The sequence below is a fragment of the Streptomyces sp. NBC_00354 genome (assembly GCF_036106915.1).
Lineage (GTDB): Bacteria > Actinomycetota > Actinomycetes > Streptomycetales > Streptomycetaceae > Streptomyces.
This window is the reverse complement of sequence record NZ_CP107983.1, coordinates 4153399-4173677: the sequence shown is the minus strand read 5'-3', so window position 1 is coordinate 4173677 and position 20279 is coordinate 4153399. Positions and strand designations below refer to the sequence as shown.

The following is a 20279-nucleotide window of genomic DNA, read 5'->3' as shown; positions in this document are numbered from 1 at the left end:
GCCCCAATATCGCGATCCGCATGATCGCCATTGTGCGGCCCGTACGCGGCTCACCTCGAGCCCCCTGCGACAGTCACCGCAATGGGCACCGGGAGGACATCCGGCCGGAATCCACGCGCACATGACGCACCGTCCGGTTACCGTCCATGCGTGTACCGACGATCAACGACGCGAGGACGTGACAGGTGAGCGAGCAGGACGCCCTGGCCCGGCGCTTCGAGGAGTACCGCCCCCATCTGCGGGCCGTGGCCTACCGGATGCTGGGCTCGATCAGCGAGTCCGAGGATGCCGTGCAGGAGGCCTGGCTGAAGCTGAGCCGCTCGGACGTCACCGCCGTGGAGAACCTGGGCGGCTGGCTGACCACCGTCGTCGGCCGCGTGTGCCTGGACATGCTGCGCTCGCGCACCACACGGCGCGAGGATCCGCTGCAGGACCAGGACGGGTACGTCCGGCTGCCCGACCCGGTCGTCACGGGGCTCGCAGCCGTCGATCCGGAGCAGGAGGTCCTCGTCGCCGATTCCGTGGGCATCGCGCTTCTGGTGGTCCTGGAGACCCTGGCTCCCGCCGAGCGGCTCGCCTTCGTCCTGCACGACCTGTTCGCGGTCCCCTTCGACGAGATCGCCCCGGTCCTCGGCCGTACCGCCGCCTCCACCCGGCAGCTCGCCAGCCGCGCCCGCCGCCGGGTCCAGGGGGCCGCGCCCGCCCCCGACACCGACCTGGTGCGCACCCGGGAGGTCGTGGAGGCCTTCCTCACCGCCTCGCGCGGCGGGAACCTCGACGCGCTCGTCGACCTCCTCGACCCCGATGTCGTGGCCCGCTCCGACGGCGGCGCGCTGCGCCCCAGCGCGGTCCGGCGCGGTGCGACCGACGTCGCCTCGAACGCCGTCATGTTCGCCCGGTTCGCAGCGGCCGCCCACCCGGTCTTCGTCAACGGCTTTCCCGGGGTGCTCGCCATGGCGGAAGGCGAGCCGCTGTCGCTCATGGCGTTCACCGTCCAGGACGGAAAGATCGTCGCGCTCGACATCCTCACGGACCCGGAGCGCCTCGCCCGGATCGATCTGGGGTCCGTCCTGGGCGACTGACCCGCACCCGCCGAACCGCCGGGCCCGGTTCCGGTCTTGTCGAGGATCACCAGTGAATCCTCGGTGGACCGGGAAAGCTTGCATTGATTCGAATATCAATAACCGGGTCGATCGTCGGTATCTTCGCTCGAACCCTTGCGCTTCCTGGGCGGTTTGGGCAGGATCTGGTTCCTGTTCAGCCGCCCGGTCGTGCGATCCGCAACCGGGTCGGCTCGGCAAGGGCCGGGAACGCCACCGCGAAGCCGCCCGAATTTCCGACGCGCCGGGCATCCCCACGAATTTGTCCCGGCCCCGTTTACCGCCCCCTCTCCCGCCTCCCCTTTCCTTTTCCTCTTTCCATCCCCCTTTCCCTTGGTACGCCTCCAGGAAAGACGTGATCGTGAGCAAGCACTCTGGTGCCGGAGGGAGTCTGCGGGCCGACGCGCTGGGCACGTTCGACTCCGTCGTGATGGCCGTGGCGGGCTGCGGTCCGGCCTACACCATCGCGGGCACCTTCCCCGCACTGATAGCCGCCGTCGGCGTCGCCGGCCCGGCCGTCCTCCTGTACTGCGCCCTCCCCGTCCTCGGCATCGCCCTCGCCTTCCGCCACCTGGGCCGCCTCGACCCGAACGCCGGGGCCTCGTACGCCTGGACGGGCCGGTCGCTGCATCCCTTCCTCGGCTTCCTCAGCGGCTGGGCGCTCGTCGTCTCCGCCACCGTGTTCATGGCCTCCACCGCCCTGCCGGCCGGCGCCGCGACGCTGTCCCTCTTCGGAGTCCCGGCGGCCGGCCACACCGTCCTGGCCACGGCCGTCGGCGCCGGCTGGTTCCTGCTCGTGGCCGGCGTCGTGATGTACGGCGCCCGGATCAGCGCCCACGCCCAGACCGCCGTCACCGGGACGCAGCTCGTACTGCTCCTGGCCTTCGCCGTCGCCGCCCTGTCCACGGACGGCAACGTGGCGGACTTCTCCCTCTCCTGGTTCGGATTCGGCCACTTCGACGGCCAACACCACTTCGTGACCGGTGCGTTGATCGCCGTCTTCGCCTACTGGGGCTGGGACGTGACCAGCAACCTCGGCGAGGAGACCCGCGGCGGCCGCCGCAGCTCGGGATTCGGCGGAGTGATCGGCGTCGTGACGTGCTTCGCGCTGTTCGTCGTCTTCACGGTCTCCGTCAACATCCTCGTCGGCGCCGACGTCGTACGGCAGAACCCCGAGTCCTTCCTGACCGTCCTCGGGGACGCGGTCTGGCCCGGCTGGGGCGGCCGGCTGCTCGTCCTCGCGGTGCTGCTCTCCACCGTCGCCACGCTGGAGACCTCGCTCATCCAGGCCACCCGCACCCTCTTCGCCATGGGCCGTGACCGCACCCTGCCCCCGGCGTTCGGCCGCATCCACTCCCGTCGGCAGACGCCGTGGACCGCCACCGCGGTCGTCGCGGGCGTCGCGCTCGCCTTCACCGTCGCGGCCAACCTGGGCTCCGGCCCGGGCTCAGGCTCCGGAGCGCGGCTGCTCGCCGACGCGGTCAGCGGCGTGGGCCTGCTGATCTGCTTCTACTACGGCCTCGCCGCCTTCTCCGCCGTCGTGGTCCACCGCAAGCAGCTGTTCGCGTCCGTGGGGAACCTGCTCCTCGTCGGCCTGTGGCCGCTGGGCGGCGGGCTGTTCATGGTGTGGATCTTCGTCCGGTCGCTGACCGAACTGAACGCCCTCGCGCTCGGCATCGGGCTCGGCACGCTCGTGCTGGGCGTCGTGCCGATGCTGAGGTACCGGCAGCACGGCCGCTCGTACTACGAGGCGGTCCCGCTGGACCCCGAACGCGCCCGGGCGGTGGACGCCTCGTACGGAGTCACCGACCTCGACCCCTCCTCACGGGCCGACACGGGCCGGCCCGACGAACTCCTCACCGACTTCTGAGCCGTCGGCCCGTACGTCCGCAGTCCCGCAGGTCCCCAGATGGTTGGTCCGTCGATCCGAGGAGGGTCCTGTCCGCATGGCCATGGCCTGGAAACGCCGCCGCTCCCCGGCGGCACCGCAGTACGATCCCGCATTCGGCGACAAGGCCCTGTCGGAGGCCTGCCAGGACGTCGCCGCCGGCCGCTGGCAGGGCCTGCGCGACCTGCTCGCGGCCGGTGCGCCCCGCGACTGGGACCGGCGCAGCCACCGGATCCGGCTGCTGGCCGACGCCGCCGCGGACCGGCGGGTCGCGGAGGCCTGGCAGGCCTCCGAGCCGGACAGCCCCGACGCGGTCGTGCTCCGTGCGGACATCGAGGTGATGCGGATGTTCGCGGTCGCCCGCCGCGGGACCATGCCGGCCGTGAACCGCCTCGACTGGACCGCCCGGATCTGCCTGCAGGCCTCCGAGGCAGCCCCGGAGGACCCCCATCCGTGGGTCTCGCTGGTGACCCTGGCGCGGCTGTACGAGGGCGGGCACGCCTCCATGGGGCGGTGGTGGCAGGAGGTCTGCGCCCGCGACCCGTACCACCGGGAGGCGCACCACCAGGGGCTGCGCTACATGTCCGCCCGCTGGCACGGCTCGCACGGCCAGGCGTACAACTTCGCGCGGGACCGCGCGGCCGCCGCCCCGCTGGGCTCGCCCCTCGCGGTCCTGCCGCAGGTGGCCCGGGCGGAGCAGTACCGGCACCGGGCGGAGAGCGAGGGCAGGAACAGCCTGGACCTGCTGCACCACTGGAGCGGCGACGCGGGACGCTGGGACCTGCGGACGACGATGGAGCGCTGGATCTGGTCCCGCACGGCCCCGCAGGCCCAGGACGTGGCCGACCTCAACCACCTGGCCCACGGCCTGGTCCACGCCGACATGCTCGCGGACGCGGCCACGGTCTTCGAACTCCTGGACGGCCGGGCCACCCGCGTCCCGTGGGCGTACACCGGCGACCCGGAGGAGCAGTACGTCCGCTGGCGAACCCGCGCCCGCGCCGCCACCCGCTGACCGGGCGGCGGCGGGAGGAGGCCGCCCCGCTCCTCCTCGACCCCAACCGGTGGGCCGGCTGCGGACTCAGGACTCCCAGGCGGCGTCGGCGTCGGACTCGGCGTCCGTCAGGATCGCCTTGCCCATCTCGCCCGAGATCGCGGCGAGCAGGGCCGCCTTGCGGGCGGAGAAGAAGCCGTCGAAGTCGTCGGCCCGCATGAGGGCGGGGCCGGCGACGTGGGTGCGGACGTGCGCGTCCAGGTCCTCCGGGCCGATCTCGGCGGTCTTCGCCAGCTGAGCGAGGTAGGCGGAGGGGGCCTGGCTGCCGATGATCCGGTTCGTTCGCGCGGTCAGGGGGGTCTTGTTGACGATGGAGTTGTAGATCTCCGGCTTGAACCCGTTCTGCTCGCACCACGCCTTCGGGAAGACGTGGTGGATGTCGACGGCCTCGTCGAAGTAGTCGGTGACCTTCACCGGCTCGCCCGTCCGCCAGTCGGCCGCCCCGGCCTTGAGCAGCAGCGCGTAGATGCCCTTGTACGCGGCACTCTGGCGGGTGCGCAGGGTCAGCAGCCGGCCCGGTGCGAACTGCGCGGCCGTGACCGTGCGCGGCTCCTGGTCGCTGCCGCGGATCCACTCCACGACGTCCGGCAGGTCCTGGCTGAACCGGGTCTCGGTAGAGCCTCCGTAGAGCTCCCCGAACACTCCGCACCAGTACCAGCGGGCGAGCTTGCGCTGGGCGCCGGCCGGATCGGCCGCGTTCCCGGCGGCGGCCAGGACTGCGGCGAGGGGGATGAGCTGGGTGCCGTACGGCAGGAACTTCGTGTCGAAGAAGTGCTGCTGGTGCAGGAACTTCGCGGCCTTCTTGAAGCCCTCGACGACGGCCGGCGCATGCTCCTCGTAGTCCTTCAGGGAGAGCGCGAGCATGTCCTTGCGCTTGCAGCCGACCCGGGGAAGGCGGTCCTCCTCGGTGACGTGCGCGGCTTCCGCCACGCGCCGCCGGTAGGTGGCCAGCAGGGTGACGGCCTGGAGGAAGTCGGTGTTGGAGACCTCGCGCAGGATGCGGTACTCCGGTGCCTGCCATGCGGCGCGGCACACGCGCTCCCAGTGGTCGCGGAGATCGAACTCGTCCGCCGCGTAGGTGGCGGTCAGCAGCTCGAAGACGGTCAGAGTGACACCGCCGGTGTTGACCTTCTCGAAGACCTGGCAGACGGCCTGCCGTTCGGTCGCCTTGCCGAGCTCGATGACAGGGACGTGGTAGAGGATGAAGGGCTTGATGAAGGCCTTGTCGAAGTCCTTCCAGAGCCGGCGCATGGCCCTGTCGTCATCCCAGTACTCCTCGAAGCCCTCCTCCCAGTCGTCGGAGTTCAGCACGGAGTTGAGGGGGAAGAAGAGGGCCTCGTACTCCTTCTCCCGAGTGGAGAGGTCGATCTGCACCTCGCTGCGGAAGTTGACCACCTTGCGGGATGCGGGCAGGAAGCGGATGGCGTCCTCGCGGTCGGTGAAACCGTCCAGGACCTTGCGCATGTCGACGTAGAACCAGCCGGACACGGCCTGCTTGCGGACGTCCTGTGTGGCGACAGGCCGGTTGAGCTTGAGCGACTGGAAGAGGGAGGTCAGCCGCTGCTGCCCGTCCAGGACCAGCGACTCCGGCTCCCGGGGCCCCGGGAGCGTGGCGCCTTCGATCGGGCGGTACTTGAAGCGGACGTCGCCTCCGGCGCGGAGCGTCATGAGGGTGCCGAGGGGGTAGCCGAGGGATATCGAAGCCAGCAGACTCGCGATGTTCGGGTACGGCCAGACCCAGCCGCGCTGGAACTCGGGCAGCTGTGCCCGACCGTCCTCGACCTGCTGCAACAGGTCGCGCAGCGGTCGCTTGTCGATGCTGAATGCTTCCTCGGCCACATCGGCTCCTTCGGGCACGGCTCGCGCGGCTCACGGCATGACGCGCCCGACAGTACTGGGAGTGTGCCGGCGCGGGGCGGGCATCGTCGCAGCTGCCCGCCCGGCAGGCTCCCGGCCTGGCTGGACCCGCTTCAGCCCGCCGCCTTCTCGATCAGTGCGCCGATTCGTGCCTCGTCGGCGGGGGTGAGCTCCGTCAGGGCGTAGCTGGTGGGCCACATGGTGCCGTCATCGAGACCCGCCTGGTCGCTGAAGCCGAGCGTCGCGTACCTCGACTTGAACTTCTGCGCGCTCTGGAAGAAGCAGACGACCTTGCCGTCCCTGGCGTACGCGGGCATCCCGTACCAGAGCTTCGGCGAGAGGCCCGGCGCGCCGGCCTTGACGATGGCGTGGAGCCGCTCGGCGAGGACGCGGTCCGCGTCCGGCATCTCGGCGATCTTCGCGAGGACGTCGCCCTCCGCGTCCGCCTTGGCGGCGCGCGAACCGCGGCGCGCGGTCGTCTTCAGCTCCTGGGCGCGCTCCTTCATCGCGTCGCGTTCCTCGTCCGTGAATCCTTCGTACTTCTTGTCGGCCGCGCCGGTGCTCTGGGTGGACGTCTGCGTGTTCTTCATTGCAGGTTTCCTCTCGCGGGTTCTCGGAAGCCGACCGGTTGCGGTCCGGGCGGGGGCAGCGGGTGCAGCGGGTGCAGCGGGTGGGCGGCGCGGCGGTCAGCCGAGCCAGCGGCCGTCGCGCATGAGGGTGCGTCCCTGCAGCTCGTCGGCCTCGCGCCAGGCCTGGATGCGCTGCGGCCGGATCAGGAAGTACTGGTACGGCTCGTCGAGTTCGCGCGGGTCGAAGCCGGTCTTGGCCGCGAACGCGTCGCCCGTCTTCGGGGCGAGGCCGGCGAGGTCCACCGGCTCGGCGGTGCCGTCGACGAGCACGACGTCGCGGGTCGGCCCGAGGCCGAGCCGCACCCGGCCGTCCGCCAGCAGGTTGCGGCCGGTGACCGAGGAACGCGGCGTCGAGATCAGGAATGCGGTCCCGTCCCAGAGGTACGAGAGGGGGATCAGGTGGACGCCCGGGGAACCGGGCGTCGCGACCCAGAGATCGACGTCGGTCTCCAGTCGCGCGCGGGTGTCCCGCAGCCTCTCCTCGAGCCCACGCGGCGGCGCGCTTGTCATGCTTCCTCCAGTCGTACGGTGCTCATCGGTCGGCGGTGACGTTTCTGCGGTGCCCGGATGTGCGGTGCCCGGACCTGTGGTGCCGGATCTGCCGTGCCGGATCAGATCGTGGGCGCCATCGACGCGGCTTCCCAGGCGAACCCGTCCGGGTCGGTGAACGCGCCGGCACCGCTGCCCAGTACGAGCCGGTGGGATCCGGCGCCGTCGGCGGGGACGCCGAGGTCCTTGGCGAGGGCGCTGCGCCCGTACAGCGCCAGCTTGATGCCGCCCGAAGGGGCGTCGAACTGGACGTACTTGCTGCCGAAGCTCTTCGCGACGGCGAGGCCGTGGCCGACGTAGAACCGCTTGCTCGCGGACACGTCCGCCGTTCCCAGCAGGAGCACGATCTCGTCGATCTGCCGGGTGTCCGGGCCGGTGTCCTTCTTCGCCGACGTGGCGATCTTCCAGATCGTCCCGTCGGGGGCCCGTACGACGCCGCCATAGCCCCAGAAGGACTTCGAGGCGGGCTTCACCGTCGTGGCACCTGCGTCGAGGGCGGCGCCGATCAATGCGTTGACGGTGGCGGGCTGGGACACCGTGAGCGCCAGGGCGAACCCGCGGAAGCCGGATGTCGGTGCCTCCGAGGCCTGCAGGCGCACCTGGGCGCCCAGGCCGAAGGCGGTGTAGAAGCGGTCGGCGGCCGTGTGGTCGGCCACCTCGAGGGTGACGGATGCGAGGGAGTTCATGCCGATCACGCTAGTTCCGGCTCGGTCGCCGGTGCTTCTCGATTCCTGACCGGTCTGGTGACCTGCTTCGCCACGCACGACGGTATGCCCGCAGCCCCGTCCGCCGCGCGGCGCCGGTAGACGCTGGGCGGCATGCCGACCAGCTCGGCGAAGCGGGTGCTGAACGTGCCCAGCGACGAGCAGCCGACCGCGAAACAGACCTCGGTGACGCTGAGGTCGCCGCGACGCAGCAACGCCATCGCGCGCTCAATGCGCCGCGTCATCAGGTATGAGTACGGCGACTCGCCGTAGGCCAGCCGGAACTGGCGGCTGAGGTGCCCGGCCGACATGTTCACGCCGCGGGCGAGCGCCTCGACGTCCAGAGGCTGCTCGTACTCCCGGTCGATCCGGTCGCGAACGCGGCGCAGCCGGGCGAGGTCGCTCAGGCGCTGCGCGGCGGTAAGTGCGCTCATCCACGCAGGATGGCACATGAGGTAACTCCGTTCATCGATGTTCGCGATCACCGGGCCGGCCTGCAACTGGCAGGCGGGGGTGGGGTGTTCACCGGTGAGGGGGGAGCGGGCGGTGGTGGCCTGCGTCGTGTGCGACGCCGGCCGGCGAAGGCGGTGGAGCGGTCCGGCGGCGGCCGGGGTCAGCGCAGCTCTTGGATGCGGACCAGGTTGCCCGCGGGGTCGCGGAAGGCGCAGTCGCGTACGCCGTACGGCTGCTCGGTCGGCTCCTGGACGACCTCGGCGTCGGTGGCCTGCACCTTCTCGAAGGTGCCGTCGAGGTCCCGGGTGGCCAGCAGGATCCAGCCGTACGTTCCCTTGGCCATCATCTCGACGATGGTGCGGCGCTCGTCCTCGGTGATCCCGGGGTCGGCGGCCGGCGGCGCCAGGAGGATGGACGTGCCGGGCTGGCCGACGGGGCCGACCGTGATCCAGCGCATCTTGCCCTGGCCGACGTCGCTGCGGACCTCGAAGCCGAGGGCGTCGCGGTAGAAGGCGACGGCGGCGTCCGGGTCGTCGTGCGGGAGGGCGGTCGTGTGAATGGTGATGTCCATGACCATCACGCTAGCCGCGGAGCAGTGGCCGGGCTTCTCGATTCCTGACCTGTCAGGACACGGGTCGGGCCACCGGGTCCGGCCATTGAGCCGGGGCGGACCACTCGACGAGCGGAGGCCGCACCTGGGCGCACAGCGGCCGCCCGCATGCATCGGTGAGGCGCAGGCGCGCGAGCAGACGTCCGGAGCGCAGCGCGGCGGCGGTGGTGTCCGGATCGACGGCATCGAGCATCAGCTTGGCGCGGCGGAACATGGCGAAGGTCCCCGCTTCGTCCACGCTGCCCCAGCTCAGGTAGATGAAGCGAGCCGCGGGGCGGCCCTGGATGTACGGCCCCTTGAGGTCGAAGCCCGCCGCGGTCGGCGTCGCCGTGCACTCCAGCGTCCATGTCGCCGAGACGGCGTCACCGGGGTACGGATCCAGCAGCTCGTCCCTGCGGTCGCGCCGCTGGACCGCGACGTGGATGTTGCGGTAGCCGGGGAAGTCCGGGCCGGCGCCGCAGGTGCTGCCGGGCAGGTCGACGGCTTCGACCCGAATCTGCACGGGGCCACCCTCCTGGGCTGCGGGACGTGACATCAGATCGCCGGACCTGACGTCAGAGGACCGTACGCGGAGTCGGGGCTCGACCGTGGCACCGTGGCCAGCAGCGGTCCGAAGGTCCGCCGGCCCAGTTCCTCGGCGCGGTCCTGGCCGACGATGTCGCCGCGTACGTCCGGATGCCGCTGCGACCAGGTGGTGGCGGAGGTGCGGCTCGTGAAGAAGTTCAGCGCGCCGCAGCACACCGCCTCGGCCGGACCGGCGACGGCGCGGTGGCCGACGAAGACCACGGCCGAGGCCGGCTCCCACACCGTCGTCCCGTCCGTCGACGTGACCGTGACCGGCTCGCCGGTCACCGGGTCGGTGGAGGAGATCACCGTGTTCCGGCCGAGCATGGCCGCAATGCCGAGGGCGTCGACGGCACACATCGACCACACCTCCGCCCCGCCGTCGATCCGTACCCGGTGCGGGGTCGGTACCGCGCAGAACGGGTACGCCGCCCGGACCTGGCCGTCTTCGTCCAGGGTCAGGAAGTCCTCCCGGTCCAGCTCCGCCGGCACGTCCCCGACCGTCCGCCCGGCAGCGGCCGCGACGGGCTCCAGCGCATCCGCCCCGGGGGCCCGGCCGGTCGTCGCGAAGTGCCGGAGTACGGCCTGGTGGGCGGCCCGCAACCCGCGCTCCGCCGGAGCCACCCGGCCGCGGCCACCCCGCCCGATCGGATCGAGCGGGTCCGGCTCGAGACCGGCGTCGGCGAGGGCCGTACGCAAGGCGGCCACGCTCGGCGCCCCCTCCACCCGGCCGCCGTCGCGGTAGACACGGCACGAGATGCTCGGCGTCGCCCCTGCCACCGCGAACGGGTCGACCCCGTCGAGCAGGACGGTCGGGGAGCCGGTCATGCCCAGGCGGGCGGCGTCGGCCTCCTCGCGCACCTCGACGCACTCGACCTCGGCGGCCCGGCCTGCCAGCGCGGCGGCGATCCGCTCCTGCGCGACCGGCCCGTTCGGGCAGTCCGGAACCGTCAGAACCGTGATCCGCATGGCAACGTCCTCCCAGCTACCGGCCCCCAGCCCCCGGCTCCCAGCTCCTGGCCCCTGAACCCGACCGTAGACCTTCCACTGCGCTGGAAGGTCAAGAGCTACCCTCGAAGCATGCGCATCGGGGACCTCGCCTCCACCAGCGGGCTGACCGCCAAGACCGTCCGCTACTACGAGCAGGCCGGCCTGATGCCCGCCCCGCCGCGCACGCCCGGCGGCTACCGCGACTACCCGGCCGAAGCCGCCACCCGCCTCGCGTTCATCCGCGAAGCCCAGCACGCCGGCCTCACCCTCGCCGAGATCCGCGGCATCCTCGCCCTCCGCGACAGCGGAGAAGCCCCCTGCGGCCACGTAGCCGACCTCATCGACCAACACCTCGAAGAGATCGACCGGCGCATCGCCGAACTCCGCACAACCCGGACCGCACTGCGCGACCTCGCCCACCGCGCCGCCGAGACCGACCCGGAAACCTGCACTGAGGACGGCATCTGCACCATCTTCACCCCCCAGCGCCCACCCCCCCAGCGCCCAACCCCCCGGCCCGTCACCGCAAGCGGCTGATCGCCGGGTACGGTCACCGGCCGATGGCGTGGGCCGCTGCCGCCAGTGCCGCCTCGGCTTCCCGTACCGTCCGGCGGACGATCTCGCCGGCAGGCAGGACCTCGTGCACGAGGGCGGCCGACTGGCCGGTGAAGGGGAGGTACTCCTCGCCGCCGCCGGCGCGGATCGCGGCCATCACGCGGGGCACGATCTCCTCGGGGTCGACCTGGTCGGGGTGCTCGCGCAGGGCGTCCAGCAGCGGAGTGCGCAGGCAGCGCGGTACCCCGGAACTGCCGGGGCGGTTGAACGGCGGCAGGATCCGCTCGCTGTTGACGACCTTCACCGCGTCCCTGGCAGCGGATTCGACGATCCGGTCCTTCCACGCCTGCGACACGTTCATCTCCGACGAGGCGAGGAAGCGCGTCCCCATCAGCACACCCTGCGCGCCGAGCGCCAGAGCCGCGGCCAGGCCACGCCCGTCGGCGATCCCGCCGGCCGCGAGTACGGGTACGTCGTCCGCCAGGTCCACGACGTCCGGGACCATCACCATCGTGCCGACGTCCCCGCCGTGTCCGCCCGCCTCGCCGCCCTGCGCGACCAGCACATCCGCTCCGGCCCGCAGCGCCTCGTCGGCCTGACGGAGGTCGGTGACCAGCTGGATCCAGAGGATGCCGGCGTCGTGGGCCCGGGCGATCAGGTCGGGCGGCACCGCCAGGTGGAAGGAGATCGCGGCCGGCCGCTCCTCGATCGTGGCCTGGAACGCCTCCTCGTTGAGGGGGCGGGTCGTGTGGTTGATCGCGAACGGCCGATCGGTCAGCTGCCGCAGCCGGGCCCACTGCTCCTTCAGGTCCGGAAGGGGCCGGACGGCGGTGCCCAGGCTGCCCAGGCCGCCCGCCCGGCACACCGCCGCGGCCAGATCGACCTCCTCCCAGGGGCCGAAGGCCGCGCAGACGACCGGGGCGTCGATACCGAGAAGTCGACATACAGGGGTGGTCAGCATCCAGCACCTCCAGCAGTGCGCCCGGCCTCCGCGCTGAGCGGCGTCGTCCGCGTCGCATGCTCCTGTGCCCATCGTCTCGCGACCGAACGTACGTGTCCCCCTGGGCATCCCGGCGGGCGCGCGTCAGCGGCCGGACGTACTCCAGCGGGTCTCACCGTCGACCAGCGCGTCGGATGCGGTCAGTCCGAGGGCGCGGGCCACGCCCGCGGACGCGGCGTGTTCCGGGTGGATGTAGGCGGCCAGGGCCGACACCTCACGGGCGCGCAGCCACGCGGCCACGGCCACGGCCCCCACGACCGGCCAATGAGCGGACGGAGTCATCCGTCGACCGCGGCCGGGTCGAGGGAGTCGATGTCCTCCATGAAGCTCAGCATCCGGGCGTTGACCACGTCGGGGTGGTCGATCTGCGGTCCGTGACCGGTCGCGGCGATGATCTCGGCGCGGGCCCCGGGGATCAGGCGCGGTACGCGTTCCAGCTGCCGCTTCGGGTGCAGGAGCAGGCTGTGCTTGCCCATGATGACGTAGAGCGGGGTCCGGATGGATCGCAGCGCGTCCTCGGCGAGCGGCAGGGGTGCGGGGCGGCGGATCCGGTACGCGCGGGCGCCGAGCTGGATCCACTCGCGCATCTCGGGGATGGCGAGGACCGGCTGGTCCAGCCAGGCGGCGAGGCGCGGGCGCAGGGCCTTGGGGGCGAAGGTGGCGAACAGGCTGATGAAGATCCAGGCGAAGAAGCGCAGCCCCACCTTCTCCAGGCCGCCCGGGTCGAGGGCGGTGACCGAGGCGAGCCGTCCGGGTCGGCGGTGGGCCTGGTTGAGCACCAGCCAGCCGCCGTAGGAGGAGCCGACGAGGTGGACCCGGTCGAGCCCGAGTGCGTCGAGGGCCTCGTCCATCCACTGGGCGGCGCGCTCGGGCTGCCACATGGGCTCGCGGTGGATGCTGCGCCCGGCGTCGCCGGGGGTGTCGAGGGCGTAGACGGGGCGGTCGAGGCTGAGCCCGGGGGTGTTGGGGAACCACATGGCGGAGGAGTAGGCCGCGCCGTGGATCAGGACGATCGGCGTACGGGATTCGGCCGCGGGGTCCACGGGGCCGTACCGGTAGACGTGCGTGGTGCCGAAGCTGGTCTCGACGTCCGTCTCGGAGCGGATGGGCGCCCCCATCGCGTAGAGCACGTCGCCGGCGGCGAAGTAGCGGTCGCGCAGCTCGTCGTTCACGTAGCGGCCGACGTCGCGGCGCACACGGGTCACGCTCTCAGGTGCAGGGGTCTCGGGCACGGGGCACCTCCGGGAAGATCCGTTCTTCGTGATACGAGCGTACCATGATGTTGATACGACGGTACCATAAAGAACGTCCGGCAAGAGCCGGACCGGGAACTCACCACTGACGGGCGGAGACGCGGCAGATGCCTAAGCGCGTGGACCACGAGGAACGGCGCGCCCAGATCGCCGAGGCGCTCATCCAGGTCGCGGGGCGGCGAGGGTTGCACGCTGTCGGCATGCGCGACGTGGCCGCGGAGGCCGGCGTGTCACTCCGGCTCGTGCAGTACTACTTCGAGACCAAGGAGAAGCTGCTCTTCTACGGGCTCCAGCACCTGACCGACCGCTTCACCGCACGGGTGGGCGAGCGCCTGCGCGCTGCCGGTGCGGACCCGGGCCCGCGCGCGACCATCGAGGCGCTGCTGCTGGCCTCACTCCCGACCGATGAGGAGAGCCGGACCTTCCATCTCCTCTACAGCTCCTACTCGATCCTGTCCGTGACCGACGAGGCGCTGGCCGCCCAGCCCTTCATCGACAACCCCGACGCCGCGGAGAACGCCCTGACCGGCCTGCTCGAACAGGCCCAGGCGTCAGGCCTGGCCGATCCCGGTGTCGCCGCGCGCACGGAGGCGATCAGCCTGCTCGCGATGACGGCGACCATGGGCACCAGCATCCTCGTGGGCCAGCGCAGTCCGGAGTCGGCCATCGCGGTACTCCGGCACCACCTGGACCGGATCTTCGCGGCCACCGGGACGACGGCGAATGGGACGGGCTCAATCTGACGCGCTGTCAAGGCGCTTGTGACACGCGAATGGCGCGCGGGCTCCGAGACCCACGACCCGGATTCCCCGGCCGGGCCGCTTCACGCAGGGCTTGCACGTCTGGTTCCGTCGCGCGCCGGCAGGGCCCGACCGGCTGCTATCAGGCCTTTTCCTGCCCGCCGTAGTTGCCGCCGGCCTGAAGGGGCCGAGGTGCGCGTCCCGCGCACCTCGGCCGATGATGGGAGTACGGCCGAACACGCGGAGCTGACCATGACGGGTTGGCGTGTCAGGGACTACACCCAGGACGATCTCGAAGCGGTGATCCGAGTCGATGCGGAGAGCGGCACGGCTGAGGAGCCACCCCTCTTTCCGCTCTCGGACGCCGTGGCCGCCCTTCAGGCTCCGCACCCGGCGGTGGTGGCCACCGTGGACGAGGTGGTGGTCGGCGCCGCGGTGAGCAGAGTGGAGGGTGACAGGGCGTGGATCCTGCGCATCAGTATGGGGCCCGCATGGCGGCACCAAGGTCTGGGCAGCGACCTGATCACGGCCCTGGAGCACCGGTTGTTCGCCGGTGGAGTCCGTACCGTGCACGCGGTCCTGCCCGACGGTGAGACCGGTGCCGCCGCCCTGGACAACTGCGGCTTCGGTGCCCGCCCGGGCCTGGTCTTCTTCGAGAAGCGCGGGCGAGTGACGCCTCAGGCGGTCAGCATGCTGTCCTCGCTCGGAGCGGAGCTGCCGCCCGGGGGACTGTGGCAGAAGGTCGCGGGAATGCAGAGGGAGAAGGAGCTCATCGAGCGGCGCCTGGTCCTGCCGCTGGCCCATCCCGAAATGGCCGCCCAGCACGGAGTGGAGCTGCCGCGGGCGGTGATGCTGTTCGGGCCGCCCGGGACCGGGAAGAGCACGTTCGCGCACGCGATCGCCAGCCGCCTGGGCTGGCCCCTCCTCGAACTGTTTCCCGCCCGTCTGGCCGCCGAGTACGGGCTGGCGAGCGGGCTGAGCCGACGCTTCGACGAGATCGCCCAGCTCGACCACGTCCTGGTCTTCATCGATGAGGTCGAGGAGATCGCCGGGACGCGCAGCGGTGCGGACGCGACCGCGGTCGGCGTCGTCAACGAACTGCTCAAGGCGATCGTCCGGTTCCGAAGCCAGGACGGCCGACTGCTCGTCTGCGCCACGAACAACGTGACCACGCTCGACTCCGCGTTCCTTCGACACGGCCGTTTCGACTACGTGCTGCCGATCGGCCCTCCCGACCACCGGGCCAGGACCGCGCTGTGGGAGAGCTACCTGCTCCGAGCGGGTGCGGAGGCCGACAGCGCGGCGCTGGCGTCCGCCAGTGAGGGGTTCACTCCCGCCGACATCGCCCATGTGGCGCGCACCGTCTCGCAAGTCCAGTTCGAGCGCACCTTCGACACCGGAACCCGGACCCGCCCCGCGACCGACGACTACCTGGGCATCATCAGCGGCACCAAGCCCACGGTCAGCGCCGCCATGGCCCAGGAGTTCGCCCACCAGACCGAGACGTTCGCCCGCATCTAGGCCGTCTCTTCCTCCTCGGTCTCCATGCGCCGGATTCCCTCGTGGGTGAGGGTGACCATCGCGGGGGTGTTGCCCGGTTCCCAGTCGACGGTGATCAGGCCTTCGCCCGCGAGGTAGGTGCAGGCGGCGGCCAGGTCCTGTTCCGGTACGTGGAGGTCGCGTCGCAGCTGTGCTCCGGTGATGCCGAGGAGACGGTTGCCTTCGACGGCTTCGTACAGGACCCGGAGCACCTGTTCGCGGTAGGTCTTGCGTTCGTGCAGTGTCGCCATGACCGCGTCCTTTCGTGTGCGGGAGTGGGCTCCGGGGCCCGTCGGGGCGCTCAGGTCTCGTCGGAGTGGGCGCCGGCGCCGACGGGGGTCCTGCTGGTGGCCAGCCAGGAGCGGGCGGGCCCGGCCGGTGTTGCCGTGTCCACGGTGAGGTGGAGGCGGGTGTCTCCGTCGAGGCCGGGATAGCTGCGCTGTTCCGGCCCGGCGAAGCAGCCGCGAAGGGCTTCCGCGACCGCTCGGGCGGCTTCGGGCGTGTGCGCGATGATCCGCACCTCGGCGTGCCCGAGCGACGGCAGTGTCTGCGTCTCGATGTACTTCACGTGGGCGTGTTCCCTTTCGGAGTGGGCGAAAAGCCGACGGGCGGGGGCGCCGTGGCGCCCCGCCCGCTGCTCCCGGTCGGAGGAAGGCCTGTTCCTCACCGGTCGGCATCCGTGCGGTGGGCTCGACGACTGGTGTCGTCCGGCAGGCCGGGAGGTCTTGGCAGGGCGTCGCTGAAGTGGTAGGCCGCGATCCGTGCGTCGTGCTGGGCGTTGAGCAGGTGGATCCAGCGCATCCCGATGCCGATCGCGAGGACGATCACCGCGATGAGGACGAGGGTCTCCACGGAGCTCACCGCCAGCCGTTTCCGGGCAGCGGGAGGGCGCTTCGGTCCATCGCGTCCCCGAAGGGGGACATGCAGGCCCCGCCTTCGCCCTCCCAGGTGGCTTCCCTGCGTACGGCGTCGCCGATGCCGCGTCCGATGGCGGTTTCGTTGGCCATCAGGACTCCGGCGGTGAGGGCGCTACCGGGGATCGTGGCGGCTGCCATCAGGCGGGCCGCGGCGGCGGGTGCGGTTTCGGGCGGGATGACGAGGAGGTCCCAGCGGCCGACGGTGTAGGAGAGCAGGATGAGCTTGTCGGGGTCCTGTTCGGCGAACCAGCCCACGTGCAGCGTGCGCCCGTCCACGGCAACCGTGTGCGGTACGACGGGCCAGCGGGTGGGGTTCACGGTGACGCGGGTGACGCGACCCCAGGGTTCCTCCAGGGCGGCGGCGAGCGGTGGGAGCTCGGCTTCGAGGTCGCGGGAGTAGGGCCACCAGGCCCCGTCCAGCCGGCCGGCGAGCGTGGTCTCGGGGGTGAGGGACAAGCGTGCCGGGAGCTCTGCGGCGAGGTCGCGGGTCGCGGTCCGGTCGAGGGTCGTGGTCATGATGCGGACCTGCCCCCGGACTGCCCGTCGGCAGCCCGGTTTTTAGGCGATCACCGGAAATGGCACCCACGTGAAAGCGGGTGCGCGAAGTACTCCCGGTGCTTTGACTGTACGCCTGTTCGGCGGGCTATGACCCGCGTGACCAGGTATTTCTCCGGAGGGTGGCGGAGCGGGCGGCGGGAGTACCGTGAAGCGACGGCGGGCTCGTGCACGTCGCCGACCGGGCATCGGCGTCGGCATGGACGCCGACCTGCGGTGACGCATGGCCGTACCCCGTAGACGGGCGGACCCGCATGACTGACTCCGACACCCCCCACAGGCCATCCCAGCTCCTGCCGGATGCCATCCACCAGGCGATCAAACCTGGCACGGCCCTGCTGCGGCTGGAGACCACGCGGTCCCGGGAGGGGCTGCTGGACGGCGCGTGGTGGCCGCGCACGCGCGACATCGAGACCGAGCTGCCCCGCTGATCAGCGTGTTGACCGGGCATCTCGGGCCGATCACCCGGGTGGGCGTGGACGCGTCCGCCTGGAACGGGCTCCCGCCACCGAGGCCGCTCAGATCCTCATCGCCACCACACCCGAACCCGAGGACAGCGCCGCCGATGCGGCGGGCTGACCCCGAATCCTCAGTGGCCGAGTGATGCGCCGGTCAGAGCCCCTCGTCGTGCAGGTCCTCTTCGCGCAGAAGATCGTCCTCGCGGTGGCGCGAGGTCTCCTGCTGACCGGGCTTGTGCCCCTTCTCGCGGGACTTGCCGGGCTGGGGCCGCGCGGGGTCTCCGGGGCGATGGTGTTCCTGCGCCTCGTGCCCCTTGCCCGGCTCCTGGCGCTTGTCCTGCCTACCGTCCATGACGGCGACTCCTCTTGATGCGTGGGGTAAGGATTCCTCTCCGATCACGCTGACACGCGCCGCGACGGTCTGCATCATGTCGACTGCGAAGCGAGGCAGACGGATGACGCCTCTCCCCGGTGCGGCAGCGCCGAAAGGGTGTCGGCCTCACCCCCGGCGCGCCCGGTCCGGTGGCGGGGTCGGTGGCCGTCCTGGCCCCGGCCCGGCCGGTCCCGCCGCTGGGCGTGCAGCCCACGCCGTACTACGGCCCGCGGCGTGATGTCACGCTCGTCAGCGGTACGCGCGTCGTGGCGGTCAGGGACGGACGCATCCCGTTGGTGGAGCTGCGGATGCGGCTGCCGCTGGGTGCGTCAGGGTGGCAGCGTCCGGAGGATGTCGACGCGCTGGTCCATGTGCTGGCCGGGCGCACTGGAGTAACAGGCCGTGCGGAGGAGCGGGGCGGCTCGGTCCACCTGTCCACCGACGGCCAGTGGCTCGACATCAACGGTTTCACGCCCCCGGACGGGGTCACGCACTGGCCGGGGCTCCTTGGCGAGCTCGCGGTCCCGGTGGGCGCTGTCGTGCCGCTGCGTACACCGTCGCGCCGCCGGGACCCCGGGGCGGTCGCCGATACCGCGTTGCGCGGGCATTGGCTCGCCCACTCCGCCTCGTCGCGCGACGAACAGGGGGCCTGCTCCCAGCACATCGAGACGGCCATCGGGCGTCCGCTTCCGTACGAACAGATCCTGATGGAAGCGATCCGCGCGGTCGACGAGCGGTTCGCGTCCGCCCACGAGTGGCTCAACGCATGCGGCTACCGCGCCGACGTTGCCGCCACGCGGCGGATCCACCCGGCCGCGATGGACTTCCGTACCTGGCTGGAGCTGACCGGCGCTGCCCGGATCGTGGCGTTCCTGGACGCCCAGCGGGGAGAGGTGCCGGGCGCGTGAGCGGCCAGAGGCTCCGGGGTGGGGTCAGTCCTGGACGGCCTTCTTCAACTGCTCGACGCGGTCGGTGCGCTCCCAGGTGAAGTCCGGCAGCTCGCGGCCGAAGTGGCCGTAGGCGGCGGTCTGGGAGTAGATCGGCCGCAGCAGGTCGAGGTCGCGGATGATCGCGGCAGGGCGGAGGTCGAAGACCTCGGAGACGGCCTTCTGGATGGTGAGGACCGGGACGGTCTCGGTGCCGAAGGTCTCGACGAACAGGCCGACCGGCTCGGCCTTGCCGATGGCGTAGGCGACCTGGACCTCGGCGCGGCGGGCGAGGCCCGCGGCGACGATGTTCTTGGCGACCCAGCGCATCGCGTAGGCGGCCGAGCGGTCCACCTTGGACGGATCCTTGCCGGAGAAGGCACCGCCACCGTGGCGGGCCATACCGCCGTAGGTGTCGATGATGATCTTGCGGCCTGTCAGGCCGGCGTCGCCCATCGGGCCGCCGATCTCGAAACGGCCGGTCGGGTTCACCAGCAGCCGGTAGCCGTCGGTCACCAGCTTGATGCCCTGCTCGGCCAGCGCCTTGAGCTCCGGCTCCACGACGAACTCGCGCACTTCCGGGGTGAGCAGCGACTCCAGGTCGATGTCGGGGGCGTGCTGGGTCGAGACGACCACGGTGCCCAGGCGGACGGCCTCGTCGCCGTCGTACTCGATGGTGACCTGGGTCTTCCCGTCCGGACGCAGGTACGGGATGGTCCCGTTCTTGCGGACCTCGGTGAGGCGGCGCGAGAGGCGATGCGCCAGGGTGATCGGCAGCGGCATCAGCTCGGGGGTCTCGTCCGAGGCGTAGCCGAACATCAGGCCCTGGTCGCCGGCGCCCTGCGCGTCGAGCGCGTCGCCGGTGCCGCCCAGACGCTGGTCGTAGGCGCTGTCGACGCCCTGCGCGATGTCCGGCGACTGCGCGCCGATCGAGACCGAGACGCCGCAGGACGCGCCGTCGAAGCCCTTCTTGGAGCTGTCGTAGCCGATCTCCAGGATCTTGTCCCGGACGAGCTGGGCGATCGGCGCGTACGCCTTGGTGGTCACCTCGCCGGCCACGTGCACTTGGCCGGTGGTGATGAGCGTCTCCACTGCGACCCGGGAGGTCGGGTCCTCGCGGAGGAGCGCGTCGAGGATGGTGTCGCTGATCTGGTCGGCGATCTTGTCGGGGTGGCCCTCGGTCACGGACTCCGAAGTGAACAGACGGCGGGACATGCTCCTCCTGATGGTTGACGGTGTGTCGGGTGAATGGCGGGCCGCAGACGGCAGCGGCGGGTGCTCACAGTGGGCGGGGCCGGTGCGGCGGGGGATCGCGGCGCGGGCGGCCGGGCGGCCGGCCGCGTCCTGCGCCGGTCGCGTCCCGTGCTGTCGGGGGGCGGCGCGTGTGCGGTGCGGCCAAGGCCGTGGAGCCCGGCAACGGAGGACCCTACCGTTGATCAACACCGGCATCCGTGTCGGGAATGTCACACGGGCGGACGGCTGCCGCGGCCGCACCAGATCCGGACGCCGGGTGCTCCGACGGCTTTCCCACGGCCTTCGCGGGGCGGCCGGAAGGTCTGTCGTCG

24 protein-coding genes and 1 pseudogene are annotated in these 20279 nt (G+C 71.6%); 8 read left to right on the top strand and 17 right to left on the bottom strand.

What is annotated here, in order from left to right; genetic code table 11:
* Positions 1–185: 185 nt before the first annotated feature.
* The 3 genes from OHT74_RS18910 to OHT74_RS18900 all read left to right on the top strand — a co-directional run bounded on the left by OHT74_RS18910 (position 186) and on the right by OHT74_RS18900 (position 4003).
* Entirely contained in the window at positions 186–1082 is an 897-nt protein-coding gene (locus OHT74_RS18910) for a sigma-70 family RNA polymerase sigma factor (RefSeq protein WP_328620857.1), read from the top strand.
* 379 nt (positions 1083–1461) lie between these two features.
* Positions 1462–2970 carry an APC family permease gene (locus OHT74_RS18905; protein ID WP_328620856.1) on the top strand — a complete coding sequence of 503 codons (1509 nt, stop codon included), beginning with the start codon at positions 1462–1464 and terminating at the stop codon, positions 2968–2970.
* Between the two features lie 76 nt (positions 2971–3046).
* Positions 3047–4003 (top strand): hypothetical protein, encoded by a 957-nt coding sequence (locus OHT74_RS18900; RefSeq protein ID WP_323139567.1) that lies wholly within the window; start codon positions 3047–3049, stop codon positions 4001–4003.
* Between the two features lie 66 nt (positions 4004–4069).
* Here the strand turns inward: OHT74_RS18900 and OHT74_RS18895 are convergent, their stop codons facing one another.
* The 8 genes from OHT74_RS18895 to OHT74_RS18860 form a co-directional block, all read right to left on the bottom strand.
* Positions 4070–5881 carry a GmrSD restriction endonuclease domain-containing protein gene (locus tag OHT74_RS18895; RefSeq protein ID WP_328620855.1) on the bottom strand — a complete coding sequence of 604 codons (1812 nt, stop codon included), beginning with the start codon at positions 5879–5881 and terminating at the stop codon, positions 4070–4072.
* Between the two features lie 131 nt (positions 5882–6012).
* On the bottom strand, positions 6013–6489 hold the full coding sequence (locus OHT74_RS18890) for an iron chaperone (protein ID WP_266665584.1): 477 nt from the start codon (positions 6487–6489) through the stop codon (positions 6013–6015).
* 96 nt (positions 6490–6585) lie between these two features.
* On the bottom strand, positions 6586–7038 hold the full coding sequence (locus OHT74_RS18885) for a pyridoxamine 5'-phosphate oxidase family protein (protein ID WP_266665583.1): 453 nt from the start codon (positions 7036–7038) through the stop codon (positions 6586–6588).
* 101 nt (positions 7039–7139) lie between these two features.
* On the bottom strand, positions 7140–7763 hold the full coding sequence (locus tag OHT74_RS18880; protein ID WP_328620854.1) for a glyoxalase: 624 nt from the start codon (positions 7761–7763) through the stop codon (positions 7140–7142).
* Between the two features lie 5 nt (positions 7764–7768).
* On the bottom strand, positions 7769–8215 hold the full coding sequence (locus OHT74_RS18875) for a helix-turn-helix transcriptional regulator (RefSeq protein WP_266665581.1): 447 nt from the start codon (positions 8213–8215) through the stop codon (positions 7769–7771).
* 179 nt (positions 8216–8394) lie between these two features.
* Positions 8395–8805, bottom strand: coding sequence for a VOC family protein (locus OHT74_RS18870; protein WP_266627282.1), 411 nt, complete (start codon positions 8803–8805; stop codon positions 8395–8397).
* Between the two features lie 52 nt (positions 8806–8857).
* On the bottom strand, positions 8858–9346 hold the full coding sequence (locus OHT74_RS18865; RefSeq protein WP_328620853.1) for a DUF5990 family protein: 489 nt from the start codon (positions 9344–9346) through the stop codon (positions 8858–8860).
* Between the two features lie 32 nt (positions 9347–9378).
* On the bottom strand, positions 9379–10377 hold the full coding sequence (locus tag OHT74_RS18860; protein WP_328620852.1) for an alkylmercury lyase family protein: 999 nt from the start codon (positions 10375–10377) through the stop codon (positions 9379–9381).
* Between the two features lie 111 nt (positions 10378–10488).
* On the opposite strand from OHT74_RS18860, the gene OHT74_RS18855 reads away from it, so the two are divergent.
* The gene (locus OHT74_RS18855) at positions 10489–10935 is read left to right on the top strand and encodes a heavy metal-responsive transcriptional regulator (protein WP_328620851.1); all 447 of its coding nucleotides are present in this window, start codon (positions 10489–10491) and stop codon (positions 10933–10935) included.
* Between the two features lie 13 nt (positions 10936–10948).
* Here OHT74_RS18855 and OHT74_RS18850 read toward each other — a convergent pair whose 3' ends face one another.
* From OHT74_RS18850 to OHT74_RS18840, 3 genes are all read right to left on the bottom strand, one after another.
* Positions 10949–11914: an NAD(P)H-dependent flavin oxidoreductase gene (locus tag OHT74_RS18850; protein WP_266665577.1), complete on the bottom strand. Its 966-nt coding sequence runs from the start codon at positions 11912–11914 to the stop codon at positions 10949–10951.
* Positions 11915–12037: 123 nt separating this feature from the next.
* On the bottom strand, positions 12038–12199 hold the full coding sequence (locus tag OHT74_RS18845; protein ID WP_328620850.1) for a hypothetical protein: 162 nt from the start codon (positions 12197–12199) through the stop codon (positions 12038–12040).
* Between the two features lie 32 nt (positions 12200–12231).
* Positions 12232–13185, bottom strand: coding sequence for an alpha/beta fold hydrolase (locus OHT74_RS18840; protein ID WP_266995986.1), 954 nt, complete (start codon positions 13183–13185; stop codon positions 12232–12234).
* A gap of 128 nt (positions 13186–13313) precedes the next feature.
* Here OHT74_RS18840 and OHT74_RS18835 point away from each other — a divergent pair, with 128 nt between their 5' ends.
* Together OHT74_RS18835 and OHT74_RS18830 are read left to right on the top strand one after the other, a co-directional pair.
* A complete protein-coding gene (locus tag OHT74_RS18835) occupies positions 13314–13949 on the top strand; it encodes a TetR/AcrR family transcriptional regulator (RefSeq protein ID WP_328620849.1) in 636 nt (211 codons plus the stop codon).
* A gap of 249 nt (positions 13950–14198) precedes the next feature.
* Positions 14199–15467, top strand: a complete 1269-nt coding sequence (locus tag OHT74_RS18830; protein WP_328620848.1) for an ATP-binding protein — start codon at positions 14199–14201, stop codon at positions 15465–15467.
* Here the strand turns inward: OHT74_RS18830 and OHT74_RS18825 are convergent.
* The 4 genes from OHT74_RS18825 to OHT74_RS18810 all read right to left on the bottom strand — a co-directional run bounded on the left by OHT74_RS18825 (position 15464) and on the right by OHT74_RS18810 (position 16918).
* On the bottom strand, positions 15464–15736 hold the full coding sequence (locus tag OHT74_RS18825) for a hypothetical protein (protein WP_328620847.1): 273 nt from the start codon (positions 15734–15736) through the stop codon (positions 15464–15466). The genes OHT74_RS18830 and OHT74_RS18825 overlap by 4 nt on opposite strands.
* Before the next feature lie 50 nt (positions 15737–15786).
* Positions 15787–16053 carry a hypothetical protein gene (locus OHT74_RS18820; RefSeq protein WP_266665572.1) on the bottom strand — a complete coding sequence of 89 codons (267 nt, stop codon included), beginning with the start codon at positions 16051–16053 and terminating at the stop codon, positions 15787–15789.
* 95 nt (positions 16054–16148) lie between these two features.
* Positions 16149–16337 (bottom strand): hypothetical protein, encoded by a 189-nt coding sequence (locus OHT74_RS18815; RefSeq protein WP_328620846.1) that lies wholly within the window; start codon positions 16335–16337, stop codon positions 16149–16151.
* A gap of 5 nt (positions 16338–16342) precedes the next feature.
* Positions 16343–16918 (bottom strand): DUF5994 family protein, encoded by a 576-nt coding sequence (locus OHT74_RS18810; RefSeq protein ID WP_266665570.1) that lies wholly within the window; start codon positions 16916–16918, stop codon positions 16343–16345.
* 293 nt (positions 16919–17211) lie between these two features.
* Here OHT74_RS18810 and OHT74_RS18805 point away from each other — a divergent pair.
* Positions 17212–17462, top strand: a pseudogene (locus tag OHT74_RS18805) (DUF5994 family protein); the annotation flags it as partial.
* Between the two features lie 107 nt (positions 17463–17569).
* Here OHT74_RS18805 and OHT74_RS18800 read toward each other — a convergent pair.
* The gene (locus OHT74_RS18800; RefSeq protein WP_328620845.1) at positions 17570–17767 is read right to left on the bottom strand and encodes a hypothetical protein; all 198 of its coding nucleotides are present in this window, start codon (positions 17765–17767) and stop codon (positions 17570–17572) included.
* Between the two features lie 119 nt (positions 17768–17886).
* Here OHT74_RS18800 and OHT74_RS18795 point away from each other — a divergent pair, with 119 nt between their 5' ends.
* Positions 17887–18696: a hypothetical protein gene (locus OHT74_RS18795; RefSeq protein ID WP_328620844.1), complete on the top strand. Its 810-nt coding sequence runs from the start codon at positions 17887–17889 to the stop codon at positions 18694–18696.
* Between the two features lie 24 nt (positions 18697–18720).
* Here OHT74_RS18795 and metK read toward each other — a convergent pair whose 3' ends face one another.
* On the bottom strand, positions 18721–19929 hold the full coding sequence (metK, locus tag OHT74_RS18790) for a methionine adenosyltransferase (RefSeq protein ID WP_328620843.1): 1209 nt from the start codon (positions 19927–19929) through the stop codon (positions 18721–18723).
* Positions 19930–20279 lie beyond the last annotated feature (350 nt).

What these genes read in the sequence shown, in the direction of transcription:
- OHT74_RS18900 (WP_323139567.1), top strand. Translation starts at nt 3,047, where the DNA reads ATGGCCATGGCCTGGAAACGCCGCCGCTCCCCGGCGGCACCGCAGTAC.
- OHT74_RS18890 (WP_266665584.1), bottom strand. Translation starts at nt 6,489, where the DNA reads ATGAAGAACACGCAGACGTCCACCCAGAGCACCGGCGCGGCCGACAAG.
- OHT74_RS18885 (WP_266665583.1), bottom strand. Translation starts at nt 7,038, where the DNA reads ATGACAAGCGCGCCGCCGCGTGGGCTCGAGGAGAGGCTGCGGGACACC.
- OHT74_RS18880 (WP_328620854.1), bottom strand. Translation starts at nt 7,763, where the DNA reads ATGAACTCCCTCGCATCCGTCACCCTCGAGGTGGCCGACCACACGGCC.
- OHT74_RS18875 (WP_266665581.1), bottom strand. Translation starts at nt 8,215, where the DNA reads ATGAGCGCACTTACCGCCGCGCAGCGCCTGAGCGACCTCGCCCGGCTG.
- OHT74_RS18870 (WP_266627282.1), bottom strand. Translation starts at nt 8,805, where the DNA reads ATGGACATCACCATTCACACGACCGCCCTCCCGCACGACGACCCGGAC.
- OHT74_RS18860 (WP_328620852.1), bottom strand. Translation starts at nt 10,377, where the DNA reads ATGCGGATCACGGTTCTGACGGTTCCGGACTGCCCGAACGGGCCGGTC.
- OHT74_RS18855 (WP_328620851.1), top strand. Translation starts at nt 10,489, where the DNA reads ATGCGCATCGGGGACCTCGCCTCCACCAGCGGGCTGACCGCCAAGACC.
- OHT74_RS18850 (WP_266665577.1), bottom strand. Translation starts at nt 11,914, where the DNA reads ATGCTGACCACCCCTGTATGTCGACTTCTCGGTATCGACGCCCCGGTC.
- OHT74_RS18835 (WP_328620849.1), top strand. Translation starts at nt 13,314, where the DNA reads ATGCCTAAGCGCGTGGACCACGAGGAACGGCGCGCCCAGATCGCCGAG.
- OHT74_RS18830 (WP_328620848.1), top strand. Translation starts at nt 14,199, where the DNA reads ATGACGGGTTGGCGTGTCAGGGACTACACCCAGGACGATCTCGAAGCG.
- OHT74_RS18825 (WP_328620847.1), bottom strand. Translation starts at nt 15,736, where the DNA reads ATGGCGACACTGCACGAACGCAAGACCTACCGCGAACAGGTGCTCCGG.
- OHT74_RS18810 (WP_266665570.1), bottom strand. Translation starts at nt 16,918, where the DNA reads ATGACCACGACCCTCGACCGGACCGCGACCCGCGACCTCGCCGCAGAG.
- OHT74_RS18800 (WP_328620845.1), bottom strand. Translation starts at nt 17,767, where the DNA reads ATGGACGGTAGGCAGGACAAGCGCCAGGAGCCGGGCAAGGGGCACGAG.
- metK (WP_328620843.1), bottom strand. Translation starts at nt 19,929, where the DNA reads ATGTCCCGCCGTCTGTTCACTTCGGAGTCCGTGACCGAGGGCCACCCC.